We start from the raw sequence: 16,921 nt of genomic DNA on the forward strand, positions 1-16,921 counted from the left end.
CGTTGCTCGTGCCGGAGATCCTCGAAGTGTCGGCACTCGTCGCGTGGTGGTGGACTCCCACCGCGGCCGTCCTCATGTTCGGATCCGGGGTCGCGCTGGGCTTCGCCTCGTTCCGCGGCACGGTGTGGATGCAGCGGACCGCGACCGTCAATGCGCTCGCCTACGTCGTGATGGTCGCATTGTGGTTCGTGGCGTGGAACGGGACGCAGATCCCGCAGGACCAGTCGTTGTGGTTCACTGCCTTTCCCGGCCTCGCGTCGCTCGCGGCGGCGGTCGCGTGGAGACCCCGGCGGGCGTTCGTCCACATGATCCTCGTGGTTCTGCTCGCGCAGTGCGCGAATCACCTCGTCCGCGACGCCCCCTTCGGATACTTCCTGGCACCCGACCTGGCGTTCGCGTTCGTCTTCTGCACGGTCTTCCTCGCGGCCGCGGTGGTGGGACTCGGCACCGGCCGCACCCTCGACGAGACCATCGCTGCCACCCAGGCCACGGCGGCCGCCGCGGCCTCAGCGGAAGCACGGAACGCCGAGCGCGCACGGTTCGATGCCCTGGTCCACGACCGCGTGATGTCCACCCTGCTGGCGGTGTCACGCAACGCACCCCGAGAGTCGCTCGTCGAGCAGGCCGAACGAGCGGTCGCCGAACTCGACGAGTTGCGGCGCGGCACCGATCGGGAGTCGGCGCTCGACGCCGCCGCGGTCGTGGCGCGGCTCCGATCGGCGGCGACCGAGGCCGACGAGGATGTCGTCTTCACCGGCCGTGTCGCCCCGGGATCCGGCGACGTTGCGTTCCCACCCGAACCCGCGCGCGCGACCGCCGCTGCCCTCGCCGAGGCGGTACGCAACACTGTCCGCGGCGGCAGCGTGGCGGCCGCGGACGGCGCTCGCCTACCTCACGGTGGTGGTGCTCGTCGTGCAGACCACCAACTATCTGCTGGTGAACACCACGACGGGATACCGCTTCGTCCCGGAACTCGCGTTCGCGCTCATGTTCTGCGGGGTCTTCGCCGCCGCGGCGATCGTCGCCTTCCGCACGGGCGACGTCCTCGACTCCACTGTCGCGGACACGGAGAGATCCGTCGTCGCAGCAGCGGCGGCCGCGGCCAGGACGGTCGAACGCGAGCGGTTCGATGCACTCGTCCACGACCGGGTGATGTCCACTCTGCTCGCCTCGGGTCGCGGCGCATCCGACGGTCCCGTCGCGGCCCAGGCCCGTCGTGCGCTGGAGATGTTCGACTCCCTGCGGCGCGGCGACGACACCGAGAGCAGCTTCGACGCCGACCGGGTGGCAGCCCAGTTCCGCTCGGCAGCCTCCGAGGTCGACGAGGACGTCGAGTTCACGACCACGACGAGCACCGATGCCGGACCGCACTACCCGGCCGACGTGATCAGAGCGGTCGCAGCCGCACTGGCCGAGGCCGTGCGGAACAGCGTGCGCCACGCCGGCCCGGGCACGCAGCGGGCCGTGCACGTCGACCTCGGGCCCGGATCGGTCCGGGTGGTCGTCCGCGACGACGGCCACGGATTCGACCCCGCCCAGATCGACCCCTACCGGATGGGCATCCGCGCGAGCATCCACGGACGCATGCGCGGCATGGCCGGGGGCGACTCGGAGATCACCTCGGGTCCCGCGGGCACGACGGTGACGCTGCACTGGTGCGATCCGGCCGAGCGTCGCGCGCCGTGACCGTCGAACCTACCCGCGACGTGCGCGACCTGCTGGGGATGCGCACCACCGCCGCACGTGTGCTCGTGAGCCTCTATGCCCTGGTCTGCCTCGTGCTGGCGGCGTTCGGGGCCGAGCACACGTCCGCGAGCTGGCCTCCCGCCCTCGCCGTGCTCGTGTGCACGTTCGCGGCGTTCACCCTCATCACCGTTCCGGGCGACCCGCTGCCGATGCCGGCGACGATCCTGCTTGCCGCCACCGGGACGGTCTCGTCGGCGCTCGTGTTCTCGGTGCTGCCGGTGCCGTCTCCGGGAGGCATCGCGACCTGGCCGCTCGGGATGTCCACGGTCGTCTTCACCTTCATGTGCGTGCGCGGACGCACGCTCGCGGCGTGGATCGGGTTGGCCTGCATGATCGCGACCGCGACCTTCTGGACCTACGCCACTGGACAGGGGATCGGCTCCGGCCTGTCGCTGTCGCTCGTCAACGCCGCCCCGGTCCTCATGTCCACCTTCTTCGCCTTCACCCTGCGACCCCTCGCCGGATCCATCTACCTGCTGCGTGCGATGTCGTTGCAACGCAGCGCAGAACAGGCGGCCTCGGCTGCAGCGCTCGAGGAGCGCGACGCGCAGCTCGACCGGCTCGACTCCCTGGCCCGGCCCCTGCTCGAACGCATCGCGACCGGGGAGCTGCTCGACGCGGGGGAGCGGCGCACCGGTGTGCTGCTCGAAGCACGTCTGCGGGACGGGCTTCGAGCGCCGGCCGTGCAGGACCCCCAGGTCGTCGAGGCGGCCGACGCCGCGCGCCGACGAGGCGTGGACGTGGTGATGCTCGACGATCACGGCCTGGACGGGGTACACCCCGACGAACAGGCCCGCCTCCGCCGTGCGGTCGCCGACGAACTCGACTCGGTGTCACACGGTTCCGTCACGGTGCGGGTCCTGCCTCCGGGACGCCGGGCCCTCGTGACGATCCTCGTGCGGGGGGACTCCGTGCGCCGCATCGAGCTGGGCAAGGCGTCGCAGGGTTAGAGTCACACCTCGTGACCGTGCTGAAGTCGTTGCTGCTGTTCGCCGTTGCCGCCCTGTTCGAGATCGGCGGCGCGTGGCTGGTGTGGCAGGGCGTGCGCGAACACCGCGGCTGGATCTGGATGGGCCTGGGCGTGATCGCTCTCGGCGCTTACGGTTTCGTCGCCACACTCCAGCCCGACGCGAACTTCGGTCGCATCCTCGCGGCGTACGGCGGTGTGTTCGTGGCGGGTTCCCTGGTGTGGGGCATGGTGATGGACGGCTTCCGGCCGGATCGGTGGGATGTCGCGGGCGCGCTCGTGTGCCTTGCCGGCGTTGCCATCATCATGTATTCACCCAGGTGACGACGCATCCGGCACCACCTCGGTGACGAGGCATACGGCACAACTCGGCCGGATGCCTCGTCCGGGCGTCACGGCACCACGACGCTGCCGACTGCGGGGGTCGAGTTGCACAGCGGTCCACTGCCGAGATTCACCGAACCGAAGACCGTCGCCACGACCTCGCCCGGACCGGTGTCGACCAGGGTCGACAGGTTCGGGTACGCACCGACCAGATCGACGATGCCGGTGCGGCCGTTGTTGCGGTTGAGCCATGCGACGCTGACCTGCCCCGCTGCCGGGACCGGCCACAGGGCCTCCCGTGTGGAGAACAGGACGTGGCCGCCGGGGATGCCCTCGTCCGGTCCGGGTTGCGCCGTGACCGAGGTGAACGACGCCAGGCTGCCCTGGTTGATGCAGCCGATGGTGATCGCCGTGCCCAGAGGCTGAGGGGGTGCAGCGGTGGCCACACCGGTGAATGCGATTGCGGCGGCGACGGGTGCCGCCAGGGCGAGAACTCGACGTGGAATTCGCAGTGCAGGCATGGTGCTGCTCCTCGGAAAGGGAAGGTCACGTCCGGGAGCCGACCGCAGCGAGGAACACCGCGGCGCGTCCCGCGCACCGATGACGAGCGTGAGTCTATCGAGACACCGAAGACCCAGGAGCGGTTTCGGTCTCGATCCGATACAGCTCGGAAGCATTGCGGCGCAGTACCGCGTCGGAGAGCTCGTCGCCGAACACGTCCTCGACGAGGGTGATGTCGCTGTCCCGGAACGGTCGCGGTGCGCGGGTCGACGGCAGGTCGGTGCCGAACACGAGTGCCCCGGGACTCACATCGGCAACGGCGCGAAGCGCGTCGGCCACCGGGAGATCGACGCGCCCGAACCCTGTTGCCTTCACGTGGATACCGCTCTCCACCAGCCGCAACAGTGACGGCAAGCCGTCCTGCGACAGTCCCAGGTGGTCGACGGAGACGGAGGGCAGTGCCGCGATCGTGGTGTGCAGCTCGGCCAGATCGCGCGAATCGATGTACAACTCGGCGTGCCAGCCGACGAGATCGTGGACCCGCCGGGCGAGCCGGTCGAGGTCGGACAGTGCCGCTGATCCGCCACGGCGGACGTTGAATCGCACGGCCCGCACTCCCGCCGCGTCGAGCCGGGTGATCTCGTCGTCCGAGGCGGTGGCCGGAAGTTGTACGACGCCGACGAAAGTGGGCCCGAGCCGGTCGAGCGCGTCGAGGAGATAGCCGTGGTCGAAGGCCTGGAACGACCCTGACACCACCGTGCCTCCGGTGACACCCAGATGCGCGACCCGCGCGAGATAGTCGTCGACGGTGAACGGTTCGGGCAGATAGCCGTCGTTCTCGACGAGGGGGAAACGCGGATCGATGATGTGCAGGTGGGCGTCGAGCATCTCCCCACGATAGGAAGCCCGGTCCGAGCGGAACAGGGTTCGGATCAGCGGGAGTTCACTCGCGGCGGCGATGCGCGGTGTGACGGCGGAGGAGGGATTCGGCCAGTTCCGCCACGAGGTTCCGTGCCTCGGGTGGCCCGACGATCTCGATGTGCTCACCGAACTGCAGCAGTTGCCGCACACCGTCGATCGAGTCGTAGGCCACCGTGATCCGCGAGACGTCCGGTCGCGGCCCTGCGGTGCTCCCGCGCAGGCGGGCACCGAGGATGCGCCGGGCGAGATCGAGGCGGTTCGCCGCGAGATCGGCGGTGACGACGACGTCCTCGCGTCGTTCGAGTGCGTCGCCGAGTTCGCGTGCCAGGGCGGGCAGGGTGCGGCCGGGGGACAGGCGGCGCGGCCGGTCGAGCACTGTCCACGCACTCAGGCGGGTCAGTGCGAACAGTCGTGGTCGCCCCTCGTCGTCCGCCACGAGATACCAACGGCCGGCGCGGGAGAGCACACCGTAGGGATCGACGACGATCTCGCGTTCGTCGCGATGTCCGCTCGACCGGTACGTGATGGCGAGTTGCCGTCCGCGCCGCAGGTCGCGGGTGAGGGCAGCGACGTCGGCCCGGTCCTCGGTGGCGAACCATCCCCGATTGTCGACGGTGACCACCTCGGTCAGTGGCAGCAGGTCGTTCTCGCGTGCGGTGGAGGGCGTGCGCCGGGCGCGTGCGGTGAGCTTGTGGACGGCGTCCCGCGCGGCGGCGTCGACACCGAGTTGGCGGGCCCGGCCCATGTCGACACCCAGGGCGCGCAGGACATCCACCTCGGACGCGTTGAGCCGGTTCAGGTCGGTCTGCCGGCCGGGGAGCATCACGATGCCGCCGTATCTGCCGCGTTCGGCGACCACCGGAAGGTCCGCAGCAGCAAGCGTTTCCACATCGCGCAACACGGTGCGCTCGGAGACGCCGAACTCCTCCGCGAGTTCGGCGGCCGTGACCCGGCTGCGGGCCTGCAGGACGACCAGCATGCTCAGCAACCGCTGCGGCCGGTTCATCGGATGCGCGATCTCCTTTCGAAAACACGACAGGAACTGTCGGGTTTCGGTGTCACGGTAGTCCTCGAAGCCTTCACCGCCTACCGGAAGGAGGGACCGATGACCGTGTCGTCGCCCAACCTGTTCCTGATCTACGTGACCGACGTCGAACGCGCGACCCGCTTCTACAGCGACCTGTTCGCCATGACCCCGCAGATGACGACCCCGCGCTACGTCTCCTTCGAAGTGGCGCCGGGAGTGCTGTTCGCACTGTGGTCGGGTCGCGCGGAGACCGTGGATGCGACCGCTCCGCGGTTCTCCGAGGTGGGCCTGATGGTGCCGGGCTCGACCGCCGCCGTCGATGCGATCCACGACGAGTGGGCCGGTAAGGGGGTGACGGTCGTGGAGGCGCCGCACGACGAGGTGTTCGGGCGGACGTTCGTGGTCTCGGACCCGGACGGGAACCTCATCCGCGTCTCCCCGCTGGACTGAGCCTCCGCTCGACCGACCGGCCTACGACGCCTCGCGCATCGTGAGCCCACCGAGTTCGACCGTGTACGTCTGCGACGCCTCGTCCCACCACACGGAGTAGGTGGTGGGGTAGAGGCCCTCGCGGTGGTACGCCTCGGGCAGTCGGAGTTCCTCGTGGTGCGCCGGCCGCGTCGCGAGCCACTCCCGGCTCAGCATGGGTTCGATGAACGCCTGCCGTCCGTCCCACGTGCCGTAGAGCACGGTCTCGGTGAGGTGGTGTCCCGCCGCCGGATCGTGCTCCGACTCGGTGGTGTCCACCCAGTGCAGTCCCATGCCCGCGACGGTCGACGTCAGCGGATCCCCGGACGGTGCGTACCCCTCCGGTATGTAACGCGGGTCGGGCACGCGGGCCGCGGCCGGGATGTAGCCGGGGGCGAAGGGATGGATCGACTCCACCGTGGGCCGATCCAGGAGATAGAAGTGGACGTCGAAGTGCGGGACGTCGAAGCCGTGCTGGGGGTCGTGGCCGTGCGAGTTCCAGTCGACCGTGACGTGGTCGAACGCGGTGGCGGCCGCCTCCTCGGGCAACTCGAGCACGTAGGCCTCGGTGACCGGCAGCAGCGCACCGGGCAGGTCGTCGAGGGCCGCCGCATCGAGTCGCACCCCGATGGTGGCCGGCGTGCCCGCCTCGTCGACGGTGACGTACGTGCGGGCGTTGCCCGCCCCGACGGGATGAGCGGGTCCTTCGACCAGGCCGGAGACTCCCCCGGCTCCTGCGGGAGCGGGAGTGACGAACAATCCGAGGACCGCCGCCGAGACGATCACGGCGAGATGTCGGGCACGAGGCCGAATGTCCATGCGGGGTCCTCGATTTCCGTCGTCGTCGAGCGGCGTCGTTGTGGATGCTAACTGTCGCGCGAACGGTGGAGGGCTGACTAGATCGAACTGTGATGCGTGGACGGGACGGTGCCCGTGACGTTCCGGGGGTGGGGTCCGGGAGTGCTCGCGGAGCCGGCGGACCCGATGTGTGCCCCCGGCAGGATTCGAACCTGCGACACCCGCTTTAGGAGAGCGGTGCTCTATCCCCTGAGCTACGGAGGCGTCCGGCCGGGCGAAGCCGACCTTGGCGCGTTGTGAGTGTAGCCGCCGGGCGCGTGCCGTAACCAAGCGCCCGTTCTCTAGGCTCTCGGGGCCGGGCGTACGACCTGCATGTTCCCGCCGATTGAGATCAAGGAAAGGTAACACTGGCCTTTCCCTATACCGTTTTGTTACCTTGGGTCGCCAGGAGCGGCCGGGGGGATACCCGGTCGAAGTCGGGACGAAACAAGGGACACACTGTGGGACGCCATCAGCGCACACGCGAAGACGAAGCATTCGACCTCGAGACGATTGGCGCGCCCTTCTCCGGCAAGGGCCGTCACCGCGTAGAACCCACCGGTACGTCCGCTCCGGTCAAGGCCGCCACCGTCGCCGCTGCCACGGGCGCCTTCTTCGCCGTCGGCTCGCAGATCGGCGCCGGCACCGCTGCCGCGCATCCCGGCCACGACCACGTCCAGGCCGAGGCCCCCGCGCCCAGCCTGCCCTTCGAGCTCCCCGCGGGCCTGCTGCCCGAGGGTGTCGAGATCCCGGCCATCCCCGGCATCACCACCCCGGCCGAGCAGGACGCACCCGAGCTTCCGGCCGAGGTCACCGGCTTCCTCGATCAGTTCTCGGGTCCCAGCTGGCTCGACCAGCTCAACCCGGCTTCTCCCTCCGCCGTCCAGCCCGTCTCCGGCACCCTCACCTCCGACTGGGGTCCGCGCTGGGGCGCCCACCACGGCGGCATCGACATCGCAGCCCCGATCGGAACGCCCATCAAGTCCGCGGCCAACGGCACGGTCCTCGACGCCGGACCGGCTTCCGGCTTCGGCCAGTGGGTCCGCGTCCTCAACGACGACGGCACCACCGCCGTCTACGGTCACGTGAGCACCTACCAGGTCTCGGCGGGTCAGCGTGTCAACGCCGGCCAGCAGATCGCCACCGTCGGCAACGAGGGCTGGTCCACCGGACCGCACCTGCACTTCGAGGTCTGGGACACCGAAGGAACCAAGATCAACCCCAACGCGTGGCTGAGCGATCGCGGCGTCGTCACCGACTGGGGCGGCTACCGCGCCGTCTGATCCCACCGCAGTGTTCGATCCCACCCGACGGCACGCCGTCGATCCCACCGCCAGCATGAGCGCGCGCTAGGCTTGGCTCGACAGACCGCGCGCCGACCCGGGGGTTCCATTGGGAGCTGAGATATCCGCACGTTCGTTCACCGGGGAAGACCGGCGGATGTTCCGGAGCAAGGTTCGCGACTGCATGAAGGCGCTCGAGCGGATGCTTCGAGAGGACGTCTTCGTCGACGTGCACTCGTCACCCGAACCGCATCTCGGCATGGAGATCGAGTTCAACCTCGTCCGCGACGACATGTCGCCCGCGATGTCGAACCTCGAGGTACTCCAGGCGATCGACGATCACGCGGTCTTCCAGACCGAACTCGGCCAGTTCAACGTCGAGATGAACGTCGAGCCACGACGTCTCACCGGCGACGAACCCTTCGAACTCGAAGAGTCGCTGCGGTCGTCGCTGCGGCGCGCCGACGAGCGGATGCACCTGCACGACGCGCAGCTGGTCATGATCGGCATGCTGCCCACGCTCGAACTCGACGATCTCGAACGGGGCCGGATCACCGCCAATCCCCGCTACGAAGCGCTCAACGAGCAGATCTTCGCGGCGCGCGGCGAGGACATCGAACTCGATCTCGACGGTGTGCCGTTGCCCGGCACTGATGTCGTGGAAACCCTTCGTGCAGACATGAATTCGGTGGTCCCCGAGGCTGCCTGCACGTCCCTGCAGCTGCACCTGCGGATCGCCCCCGAAGATTTCGCGACGCACTGGAACGCCGCCCAGTGCCTGGCCGGAGCGCAGGTCGCGCTCGCGGCGAACTCGCCCTTCCTCGCCGGCAAGGCGCTGTGGCACGAGAGCCGGATCCCGTTGTTCGCGCAGGCCACTGACACGCGTCCGCTCGAACTGCGGAACCAGGGTGTCCGTCCCCGCGTGTGGTTCGGTGAGCGGTGGATCGACTCCGTCCTCGACCTGTTCGAGGAGAACTCCCACTACTTCACGGCTCTCCTTCCGGAGGTCTCGGACGTCGATCCGATGGCCGAACTCGACGCCGGCCGGATTCCCGAACTGCGCGAACTGCAGATGCACAACGGCACCATCTACCGGTGGAACCGGCCCGTCTACGACATCAGCGACGGCCATCCGCACCTGCGCGTCGAGAACCGTGTGCTCCCTGCAGGACCGACCGTCCTCGACACCATGGCCAACGCCGCCTTCTACTACGGGACGCTGCGCGCCCTCACCGACGCCGACGAGCCGCTCTGGCGCGACCTCAGCTTCGACGCCGCCGAGCGGAACCTCGTGCTCGGTGCGAAGTTCGGTCTCGACGCGAAGCTGTACTGGCCGCGCACCGGATGGGTCGGCGCCGACGAACTCGTGCTGCGGTGCCTGTTGCCGCTTGCGCACCAGGGCCTCGAGGCATACGGACTGTCGGCGGCGGTCCGCGACCGCTATCTCGGCATCGTCGAGGGGCGTGCACTGACTCGGCAGACCGGGGCGGCGTGGCAACGACGGCAGGTGGCCCGACGCGAGGCTGCCGGCGAGAACCGTCGCACCGCCCTGCTCGGGATGATGAAGGACTACGTGCAGAACATGGCCTCGGGTACTCCCGCTCACGAGTGGGAGTGACGGCCCTACAGTTGTAGGGTCCGCGTCACGGCCACCGTCGGCTGGACGACGACGCGATCCGCGGGTGGCTCGAAGCCGGCTACTTCGCCGAGATCGTCACCGAGATCGGCGACGCGGACGCCTAGGCGGCTCTCGAGCATGCTCAACGTCAGCTCGACCTGGATCCCGTCGGCGCCGGGAGCCCAGAACAGGAAACCGAAGTCGTCGGACGGTTCGGCGCGGAAGCCGTCCACCGTCGCGCCGTGGACGTGGGCGGTGGTGTTGTCGATCCACAACCCGACAGCCTGGGCGTTCCTCGGTGAGCTCAACCGCAGTCGTATCTTCCGGGCGCTTCCGCCGGTCGTGTCCTCGAGGATCTCGACCTCGGGCGCCTCGAGGTCGGCGACCGGAGCGGGCCCGTGGTACATCGGCCGGTGCTCCCGCCACGGGAAGGCGGTGGGGAGCGATTCGGGACCGGTGGTGAGCAGCCCTTCGCTCCAGTCGGATCTCGGGCCGTCCGGCGATCCCCACACCGCGGCACCCCGATCGGCGTCGAGCGAGTACCAGAGGTATTCCTGCCGGGGATCGGTCGCCCCGTCCCGGTTGAGGTAGCCGGCGAGCAGCGTGCCCACCACGACGATCGCGATCGTGCCGGTCGCGGAGACGACGAGCCCGCGGCTGGTCGACGCGAACGGCTCGCACAGCGGGAGTACCGCGGCGAACGTGAATGCGACGAACAGACCGGCCACCGGTGCCCCGTAGAGGAGTCCGGCGTCGAACGACACCAACACGGCGGGCAGGCCGAAGATCAGCGACCCGAGCGCGCCCAGCGTGATCGCGACGAGCGGCCACACCGTGTCGTCCTGTGGGAGAAGCAGCGCCACCAGCAGACCCAGCGCCGCCGGCAGGACGAGTACGAGCATTGTCAGCGGCACACCGGCGAAGGGGATACCGGCGAGCGCGAGCACCGCGACGAGCGTGAACGCTCCGCACGTGAGCGCGGCGGCCGGACGGCCGCGACCCCACCACGATCGCGCGACCAGCAGGACACCGAGGGCCGCGACGACCGCCGCGAACTGGAAGACACCCGGCCGGTAGGGCTCGTCGGCGACCGGCGCGGCCATGCCCGGATCGACGGTCTGCACGATCCACCACGGCAGCCACGCTGCGCCCGCCGCGAGGACGGCGGCGAGCAGCGACACGGCCACGGCAGCGCCGGCCTGCCAGGCCGACGTCTGGCCGCGGCGCACCCGCAGCACGACGATCGCCCCCACGATGCCGGCCAGCGCGATCGCCCCGACGACCTCGGCCCAGCGCGGCACGTGGAGAAGTCCCCAGGGCGCGGTCGTCACCACCTGGTCGCCGCCGTCGTCGACCGTCGTGAGATCGGATCCGGCGAGCGTACGGGCGGTCGCGAGGGAGGTGTCGCCCATGTGCTGCAGCGACGTCCGGCTGAGACGGTCGGGGGTGTCGAGAGGGCTGTGGTAGTACGCCGATCCCGCGGAGATCGCGGTGTCGAGGGCGTGGTGGCCGTGCTCGGCGAAGCGGCGGAAATCGGTGTCGTTCGGCAGCGCCTCGAAGATCAGTTCGGTGAGGGAGTCGGCGTTCGCTCCCGGTGCCCCCGCCAGGCTGTCGATCAGGACGCCGTTCGGTGAGGTGATCCGGAAGGTCGTCGGCGTACCGGCGTTCCCGCGGGCCTCGTGGTTGAGCACGACGACCGGACCCGCCCGGACGGACTCCGTGCCCACGAACCGGTGGGCGCCGAGCAGACCGTTCTCCTCACCGTCGGTGAGCAGGACGACGACGTCGTTCCGCGGGGGAGGACCGGACTCGATCGCACGAGCGATCTCGAGGACCGTGCCGACGCCGATCCCGTCGTCGCCCGCGCCGGGAGAGCCCCGGACCGTGTCGTAGTGCGCGGCGAGCACGACGGTGCCGGTGGGATCGGTACCGGCTCGTGTCGCCACGATGTTCTGCACGCGGGCGCCGCGCTGGGTCGCCTCGCCGGACCGCGCCATCCATCCGACACCGGAGTCGACGCGGGTGGACCACCCGAGTTCCTCCAGGGCTGCGACGAGATGGTCGCGGGCATCGGCGTGGGCGGTCGACCCGAGCGGTCGTGGACCGGTGGCGATCGCGTCGATGTGTTCGCCGGCGCGGGCGGCGCTGAAGACGTCGGCGGGAGCGTCTGTTCCGAGCGGCTCGTCGGACCCGGGGAACAGTGCGACCAGGCCCGCCACGAGAAGGACTCCGATCAGCGCGAGGACACTGCTACCCAGTGCCTGAAATCGGCTACGCGGGGACGGGGCCGGGTGACGAACAGCCGCGGCGGAGTCCATGGGTGCAGCCTAGCCGCGAATGCAGCGGTGCCCCGGCCGACTCGGCCGGGGCACCGCGATCGGATCGGATCGATCAGGAGGCAGGCGCCCAGCTGTCGGGTCCGAACACCTCGTAGTGGATGTTCTCGGCCGGGACGTTGCGCTCGATCAGAGCCTCGCGCAGCGAGAGCATGAACGGCAGCGGGCCGCACAGGTAGGCCTGGGTCTTCGGATCGAGCGGCAGATCGGAGATGTCGGCGCGTCCGACGCGGACCGTCTCGAGCGGCCGGCGGTTGCCGAGGTCCTCGTACCAGCGGTACAGCTGGGCCGACGGGATCTTCTCTGCGAGGGTCTCGAGCTCGCGACGGTGGGCGTGGCTCGCGACCGACCGGTCGGCGTGCAGGACCGCGACGGGACGCTCGTCGCCGACGCCGGCGAGGTGATCGAGCATGCCGATCATCGGGGTGCATCCGATGCCGGCGGACGCCAACAGGATCGGGGTGTCGTCCTCGGTGAGCACGAGATCGCCGAAGGGAGTGGTGACCTCCAGCTCGTCGCCCTCGAAGAGGTTGTTGTACAGGAAGTTCGACACCTCACCGGCGGGAAGCACGGTGCCGTCGGGTGCGGTGGTCTCCAGGACCCGCTTGACGGTGATACGCCAGTCGCCCTTCGCGGGTGCGCTCGACAGGCTGTACTGACGGATCTGGCGGGCGCCGTCGGGGAGGCGGACGCCGACCGAGAGGTACTGGCCCGGACGGAAGGTGGGCAGCGGGGAACCGTCGAGCGAGGTGAGCACGAACGAGACGGTGTCGGCGGACTGGTGGACGCGGTCGGCGACGCGGACGGTGCGCCAGACGTCGCCGGCCTCGACACCTGCGGCCCGGTACAGATCGGCCTCCATCGAGATGAGGGTATTGGCCATCAGCCAGTACAGCTCGTCCCACGCCTTCGCGACTTCCGGAGTCACTGCCTCTCCGAGGATTTCGACGATCGCCTCGAAGAGGTGCTTGTGGACGATCCAGTACTCGTCGGGCTTGATGCCGAGCGAGGCGTGCTTGTGGGCGATGCGGGACAGGATCGCCTCGACACGGGCGGGATCGGGATCGAGCTGGAGCGTCGCGAAGGCCGCGATCGATCCGGCGAGTGCCTTCTGCTGCTCACCCTGCTTCTGGTTGCCGCGGTTGAACAGATCGCGTTCGAGCTCGGGATGGGCGGCGAACATCTTGCTATAGAACAACGGGGTGATGTCGCCGATGGCGGCTCCCACCGCCGGGAGGGTCGCGGCGATGACGTCCTTGGATTCGGGTGAGAGCGGCATGGTGTGTCTCCTCGTGTGTGTCGTGACGGGCTGCACCGGCAGCCTCGCCGTGGGTCAGCGGCCGGTGGGTGGTTCGAGGGTGAGCAGGACCGGACCGGCGTCAGGGGTCGCCAGGTCGGCGATCGTGACGTCGTCGAGAGCGGCGTAGAAGGCGTCCTGTGCGGTACGCAGCTTCGAGCGCAGGTTGCAGCCGTGACGCAGGGGGCACGGCTTCGCTCCTTCGCACTCGACGACTTCTTCTTCACCTTCGAGGGCTCGGGTGAGCCATCCGAGGCTCGCCGTGCGGCCGAGTTCGGTGACGGTCAGGCCTCCGCCGCGTCCGCGGCGGGTGGCCACCACCCCGAGCTCGCCGAGTCGGGCGACGACCTTCGTCGTATGTGCGTACGACAGATCGAGCTGGTTTGCAATCGTTCTGGTACCAGGCATACTCCCCGCCGGGCCGGCGACGAGATGCATCACAACTCTCAGTCCGAGATCGGTGAACCGGGTGAGTTGCATGGCCCTACGCTAGTAAATTCGCATCCGCGATGACAATTTTATGTGACGCACATCGCTGTCGATGGAATGCATTGCCACCGAAGGAATCCCGATGTGATGACCAAAGTCCGTATCCGGACGTACCGGATCCGACTAGCCTCACGGACGTGAAACCTCTCGGTGAAGCACCCCGCGACCACAACCACGTAACCGTCGGTGCCGACGGTTCCCCGGCCTCCGAGCGGGCGGTGAGGTGGGCTGCCGCCACCGCGGCCGGCCGGAAGATCCCACTGCATCTCGTCCACGCGGTGGACTTCGCACCCTCGGGTTGGACAAAACTTCCCTTCTTCCGCCCCTCGCAGGTCTTCGAATGGAGCGAGGCCGAGGCTCAGGCACTCCTGAAGGAGGCTGCAGAGACCGCCGAGGCGGTGGCGCCGAACCTCGAGATCACCGCCGAGCTCGCCCTCACCGGAAGCGCCAAGTGGCTCGTCGAACTGTCCCGCACGTCGCGCATGATCGTCCTCGGGGCCACCGGCAGCACCAAGATGGGGGAGGCCTTCCTCGGTTCCACCCCGGTCTCCGTCGCCGGTCATGCCGAATGCCCGGTCGTCGTGGTGCGGGGACCGGAAGGGCCCGTCCCCGACGAGCGACCCGTCGTCGTCGGCGTGGACGGCAGCCCCGCGAGCCGCCAAGCGGTCGATCTGGCGTTCGAGGAGGCATCCTGGCGCAGGGTCGACCTCGTCGCCGTCCACGTCTGGAGCGACCTGAAAGTCGGGGAGATCGACGAGTCGCCCCTCGACTTCGATCCCCGCGCGTTCGAGGAGTACGAGCACTCCCTGCTGTCCGAGTGCCTCGCGGGCTACGGCGAGCGCTATCCGGACGTGACGGTCCACCGGAAGGTCTACGTCGACGGCCCCCGCGCCCATCTGCAGTCCTGGAGCGAGAAAGCCCAGCTCGTCGTGGTAGGGACTCGCGGCAGGGGAGGCTTCAAGGGGATGGTGCTCGGTTCTACCGGAAACGCGCTCATGCGCGAGGCGCGCTGCCCGGTGATGGTGGTGCGACCGGTCACCTCCTGACGGCGGTAGTGTGCGGGGCACATGGACGATCGCGCCCCCGAACGGGGGTGTGCAGCAGGGACGAAGGTGGCGCATGCGCATCGGGATGGGACTGAACTACAGCGGAGGTTTCGCGGAGACCGCGGCGGAGGTGGCCGACCTGGAGAAGGCCGGCCTCGACATCGTGTTCGTACCCGAGGCCTATTCGTTCGATGCGGTGAGTCAGCTCGGCTATCTGGCGGCGAAGACCTCCCGGGTCGAACTCGCCTCCGGCATCCTCCAGTTGTTCACCCGGACACCGACGCTCACCGCCATGACGGCGGCCGGTCTGGACTTCGTCTCCGACGGCCGATTCGTGCTCGGCGTCGGCGCGTCGGGCCCTCAGGTCATCGAAGGTTTCCACGGCGTTCCCTACAACGCGCCGCTGGGTCGCACCCGCGAGATCGTCGACATCTGCCGGCAGGTGTGGCGCCGCGAGAAGGTGGACCACCAGGGCAAGTACTACCAGATCCCGCTGCCCGAAGACCGCGGCACCGGACTCGGCAAGCCGCTGAAGATCATCAACAAGCCTGTGCGCGAACGTATCCCGATCATCATCGCGTCGCTCGGCCCGAAGAACGTCGAGATGACCGCCGAGATCGCCGAGGGCTGGCAGCCGCTGTTCTATTACCCGGAGAAGGCCGCCGACGTGTGGGGCGAATCGATCGCGAAGGGCAAGGCCAAGCGCGATCCCGCACTCGGCGACCTGCAGATCTACGCGCAGACCCCGCTCGCCATCGGCGACGACGTCGACCACATGCTCGACTGGGTCCGGCCCATGGTCGCGCTGTACGTCGGCGGCATGGGCGCCAAGGGCAAGAACTTCTACAACGACCTCGCGATCCGCTACGGCTACGCGAAGGAAGCCGAGACCATCCAGGAGCTCTACCTGGCCGGCAAGAAGGAGGAGGCGGCCGCGGCGGTGCCCGTCGAACTGCTCCGCTCGATCTCCCTGATCGGTTCGGAGGGCTTCGTGCGGGAGCGAGTCGCTGCCTTCGCGGAGGCCGGGGTCACCACCCTCAACGTCACCCCCTTCGCGGCCGACACCGCAGGTCGTGTGCGACTGATCGAACAGCTGCGGCAGATCTGCGGCTGACCCACCGAGAAAGGTTCCTCGTGCGATGACCGAGAACAAGCCGATCGTCGTGGCCGTCGACGGATCCGACGCGTCCACGACCGCGGTGCACTGGGCGGCACGGACGGCTGCGATCCGCGGCCTGCCGTTGCGCATCGTCACCGTCGTGCACATCCCCGCCTTCTACTACTCCGAGCCCTACCTCGCGCAGAGCTTCCACGAGGAGATGAAGGCGACGGCCCGCGACCGGCTCGACAACGCGGCCGTGCTCGCCCGGCAGATCATCGACGAGAACCGTCACGGGAACGTCGAGATCACCACCGAACAGCTCGAAGGCAAGGTCGTTCCCACGCTCATCGCACAGGCCGAGCACGCCGACCGGCTCGTCGTCGGCTCGCGCGGCCTCGGCGAGGTGAAGGGCCTGCTCGCCGGTTCGGTCTCCACGGCGGTCGTCTCGCACGCGATGGCGCCCGTCGTCGTGGTGCGGGGCCGCACCTTCGACGGTGCGCCGCCGACAAAGGGGCCCGTCGTCGTCGGTGTCGACGGCTCGGTCTCGTGCCGCGACGCGGTGGAGGTCGCGTTCGAGGAGGCATCCGCACGCGGCGCGACGCTCGTCGCGGTGAACGTGTGGAGCGACGTGAGCGTCCAGCCCTCGCTCGGCGCCGTCCCGGAGGACCCGCACTGGAGCCGGATCCAGACCGGTGAGGAGATCGTGCTCGCCGAACGTCTCGCCGGATACCAGGAGCGGTACCCGGACGTCACCGTCGAACGTGTCGTCGCCCGCGACCGGCCGGTGCGAGTGCTCAGCGAATACGCCGAGGCCGCACAGCTTCTCGTGGTCGGAACCCGCGGACGCGGCGGCTTCAAGGGGTTGCTGCTCGGCTCCACGAGCAATGCGCTGATCCAGACCGCGGACTGTCCGGTCCTCGTCGTCCGGTCGAAGCAGACCGAGGACTGATCCCGGACGA

The 16,921-nt window shown here is 69.2% G+C and carries 16 protein-coding genes and 1 tRNA gene; 9 read left to right on the forward strand and 8 right to left on the reverse strand.

Annotation, left to right across the window (positions count from 1 at the left end; all coding sequences use genetic code 11):
* The first annotated feature begins 741 nt into the window (after positions 1-741).
* Genes A5767_RS08895 through A5767_RS08905 form a run of 3 tightly spaced genes read left to right on the forward strand, consistent with a single transcriptional unit; the run spans position 742 to position 3,037 of the window.
* The gene (locus tag A5767_RS08895) at positions 742-1,686 is read left to right on the forward strand and encodes an ATP-binding protein (RefSeq protein ID WP_082937636.1); all 945 of its coding nucleotides are present in this window, start codon (positions 742-744) and stop codon (positions 1,684-1,686) included.
* The gene (locus tag A5767_RS08900; RefSeq protein WP_082937638.1) at positions 1,683-2,696 is read left to right on the forward strand and encodes a hypothetical protein; all 1,014 of its coding nucleotides are present in this window, start codon (positions 1,683-1,685) and stop codon (positions 2,694-2,696) included. The genes A5767_RS08895 and A5767_RS08900 overlap by 4 nt, the downstream gene beginning before the upstream one ends.
* Before the next feature lie 11 nt (positions 2,697-2,707).
* Positions 2,708-3,037 carry a YnfA family protein gene (locus A5767_RS08905; RefSeq protein WP_006551592.1) on the forward strand — a complete coding sequence of 110 codons (330 nt, stop codon included), beginning with the start codon at positions 2,708-2,710 and terminating at the stop codon, positions 3,035-3,037.
* 68 nt (positions 3,038-3,105) lie between these two features.
* On the opposite strand, the gene A5767_RS08910 is transcribed toward A5767_RS08905, so the two are convergent.
* The 3 genes from A5767_RS08910 to A5767_RS08920 form a co-directional block, all read right to left on the reverse strand.
* Positions 3,106-3,558, reverse strand: coding sequence for a hypothetical protein (locus A5767_RS08910; protein ID WP_033096752.1), 453 nt, complete (start codon positions 3,556-3,558; stop codon positions 3,106-3,108).
* A 94-nt stretch (positions 3,559-3,652) separates the two neighbouring features.
* Positions 3,653-4,426: an amidohydrolase family protein gene (locus A5767_RS08915; protein WP_064852115.1), complete on the reverse strand. Its 774-nt coding sequence runs from the start codon at positions 4,424-4,426 to the stop codon at positions 3,653-3,655.
* Positions 4,427-4,481: 55 nt separating this feature from the next.
* Positions 4,482-5,465 carry a helix-turn-helix transcriptional regulator gene (locus A5767_RS08920; protein WP_064852116.1) on the reverse strand — a complete coding sequence of 328 codons (984 nt, stop codon included), beginning with the start codon at positions 5,463-5,465 and terminating at the stop codon, positions 4,482-4,484.
* Between the two features lie 99 nt (positions 5,466-5,564).
* Here A5767_RS08920 and A5767_RS08925 point away from each other — a divergent pair, with 99 nt between their 5' ends.
* Positions 5,565-5,936, forward strand: a complete 372-nt coding sequence (locus A5767_RS08925) for a VOC family protein (RefSeq protein WP_231913151.1) — start codon at positions 5,565-5,567, stop codon at positions 5,934-5,936.
* 21 nt (positions 5,937-5,957) lie between these two features.
* Here A5767_RS08925 and A5767_RS08930 read toward each other — a convergent pair whose 3' ends face one another.
* Complete coding sequence (locus A5767_RS08930) at positions 5,958-6,773, reverse strand: DUF5602 domain-containing protein (protein ID WP_019289869.1); 816 nt, start codon at positions 6,771-6,773, stop codon at positions 5,958-5,960.
* Between the two features lie 170 nt (positions 6,774-6,943).
* Positions 6,944-7,016 (reverse strand) — tRNA-Arg (locus A5767_RS08935).
* A 236-nt stretch (positions 7,017-7,252) separates the two neighbouring features.
* Between A5767_RS08935 and A5767_RS08940 the strand changes: the two genes are divergently transcribed.
* Together A5767_RS08940 and A5767_RS08945 are read left to right on the forward strand one after the other, a co-directional pair.
* Positions 7,253-8,074: a M23 family metallopeptidase gene (locus A5767_RS08940; RefSeq protein ID WP_033096748.1), complete on the forward strand. Its 822-nt coding sequence runs from the start codon at positions 7,253-7,255 to the stop codon at positions 8,072-8,074.
* Between the two features lie 109 nt (positions 8,075-8,183).
* The gene (locus A5767_RS08945) at positions 8,184-9,692 is read left to right on the forward strand and encodes a glutamate-cysteine ligase family protein (RefSeq protein WP_033096747.1); all 1,509 of its coding nucleotides are present in this window, start codon (positions 8,184-8,186) and stop codon (positions 9,690-9,692) included.
* A gap of 5 nt (positions 9,693-9,697) precedes the next feature.
* Here A5767_RS08945 and A5767_RS08950 read toward each other — a convergent pair whose 3' ends face one another.
* The 3 genes from A5767_RS08950 to A5767_RS08960 all read right to left on the reverse strand — a co-directional run bounded on the left by A5767_RS08950 (position 9,698) and on the right by A5767_RS08960 (position 13,805).
* On the reverse strand, positions 9,698-12,010 hold the full coding sequence (locus A5767_RS08950) for a M28 family peptidase (RefSeq protein ID WP_064852117.1): 2,313 nt from the start codon (positions 12,008-12,010) through the stop codon (positions 9,698-9,700).
* Positions 12,011-12,083: 73 nt separating this feature from the next.
* The gene (locus A5767_RS08955) at positions 12,084-13,307 is read right to left on the reverse strand and encodes a globin domain-containing protein (protein ID WP_006551571.1); all 1,224 of its coding nucleotides are present in this window, start codon (positions 13,305-13,307) and stop codon (positions 12,084-12,086) included.
* Between the two features lie 54 nt (positions 13,308-13,361).
* Positions 13,362-13,805, reverse strand: coding sequence for an RrF2 family transcriptional regulator (locus A5767_RS08960; RefSeq protein ID WP_064852118.1), 444 nt, complete (start codon positions 13,803-13,805; stop codon positions 13,362-13,364).
* Between the two features lie 146 nt (positions 13,806-13,951).
* Between A5767_RS08960 and A5767_RS08965 the strand changes: the two genes are divergently transcribed.
* The 3 genes from A5767_RS08965 (at position 13,952) to A5767_RS08975 (ending at position 16,911) form a co-directional block, all read left to right on the forward strand.
* Entirely contained in the window at positions 13,952-14,860 is a 909-nt protein-coding gene (locus A5767_RS08965) for a universal stress protein (RefSeq protein ID WP_064852119.1), read from the forward strand.
* A 73-nt stretch (positions 14,861-14,933) separates the two neighbouring features.
* Positions 14,934-15,974 (forward strand): LLM class F420-dependent oxidoreductase, encoded by a 1,041-nt coding sequence (locus A5767_RS08970; RefSeq protein WP_006551568.1) that lies wholly within the window; start codon positions 14,934-14,936, stop codon positions 15,972-15,974.
* 25 nt (positions 15,975-15,999) lie between these two features.
* A complete protein-coding gene (locus tag A5767_RS08975) occupies positions 16,000-16,911 on the forward strand; it encodes a universal stress protein (RefSeq protein WP_006551567.1) in 912 nt (303 codons plus the stop codon).
* The last annotated feature ends 10 nt before the right edge of the window (positions 16,912-16,921 follow it).

The sequence above is a fragment of the Rhodococcus sp. 852002-51564_SCH6189132-a genome, from assembly GCF_001665495.1.
Classification (GTDB): Bacteria; Actinomycetota; Actinomycetes; order Mycobacteriales; family Mycobacteriaceae; genus Rhodococcus; species Rhodococcus pyridinivorans.

Bases quoted from the DNA above. Each gene is read 5' to 3' on its own strand.
- A5767_RS08895 (WP_082937636.1), top strand. From the start codon at position 742: ATGTCGTCTTCACCGGCCGTGTCGCCCCGGGATCCGGCGACGTTGCGT.
- A5767_RS08910 (WP_033096752.1), bottom strand. From the start codon at position 3,558: ATGCCTGCACTGCGAATTCCACGTCGAGTTCTCGCCCTGGCGGCACCC.
- A5767_RS08915 (WP_064852115.1), bottom strand. From the start codon at position 4,426: ATGCTCGACGCCCACCTGCACATCATCGATCCGCGTTTCCCCCTCGTC.
- A5767_RS08920 (WP_064852116.1), bottom strand. From the start codon at position 5,465: ATGAACCGGCCGCAGCGGTTGCTGAGCATGCTGGTCGTCCTGCAGGCC.
- A5767_RS08925 (WP_231913151.1), top strand. From the start codon at position 5,565: ATGACCGTGTCGTCGCCCAACCTGTTCCTGATCTACGTGACCGACGTC.
- A5767_RS08930 (WP_019289869.1), bottom strand. From the start codon at position 6,773: ATGGACATTCGGCCTCGTGCCCGACATCTCGCCGTGATCGTCTCGGCG.
- A5767_RS08950 (WP_064852117.1), bottom strand. From the start codon at position 12,010: ATGGACTCCGCCGCGGCTGTTCGTCACCCGGCCCCGTCCCCGCGTAGC.
- A5767_RS08955 (WP_006551571.1), bottom strand. From the start codon at position 13,307: ATGCCGCTCTCACCCGAATCCAAGGACGTCATCGCCGCGACCCTCCCG.
- A5767_RS08960 (WP_064852118.1), bottom strand. From the start codon at position 13,805: ATGCAACTCACCCGGTTCACCGATCTCGGACTGAGAGTTGTGATGCAT.
- A5767_RS08970 (WP_006551568.1), top strand. From the start codon at position 14,934: ATGCGCATCGGGATGGGACTGAACTACAGCGGAGGTTTCGCGGAGACC.
- A5767_RS08975 (WP_006551567.1), top strand. From the start codon at position 16,000: ATGACCGAGAACAAGCCGATCGTCGTGGCCGTCGACGGATCCGACGCG.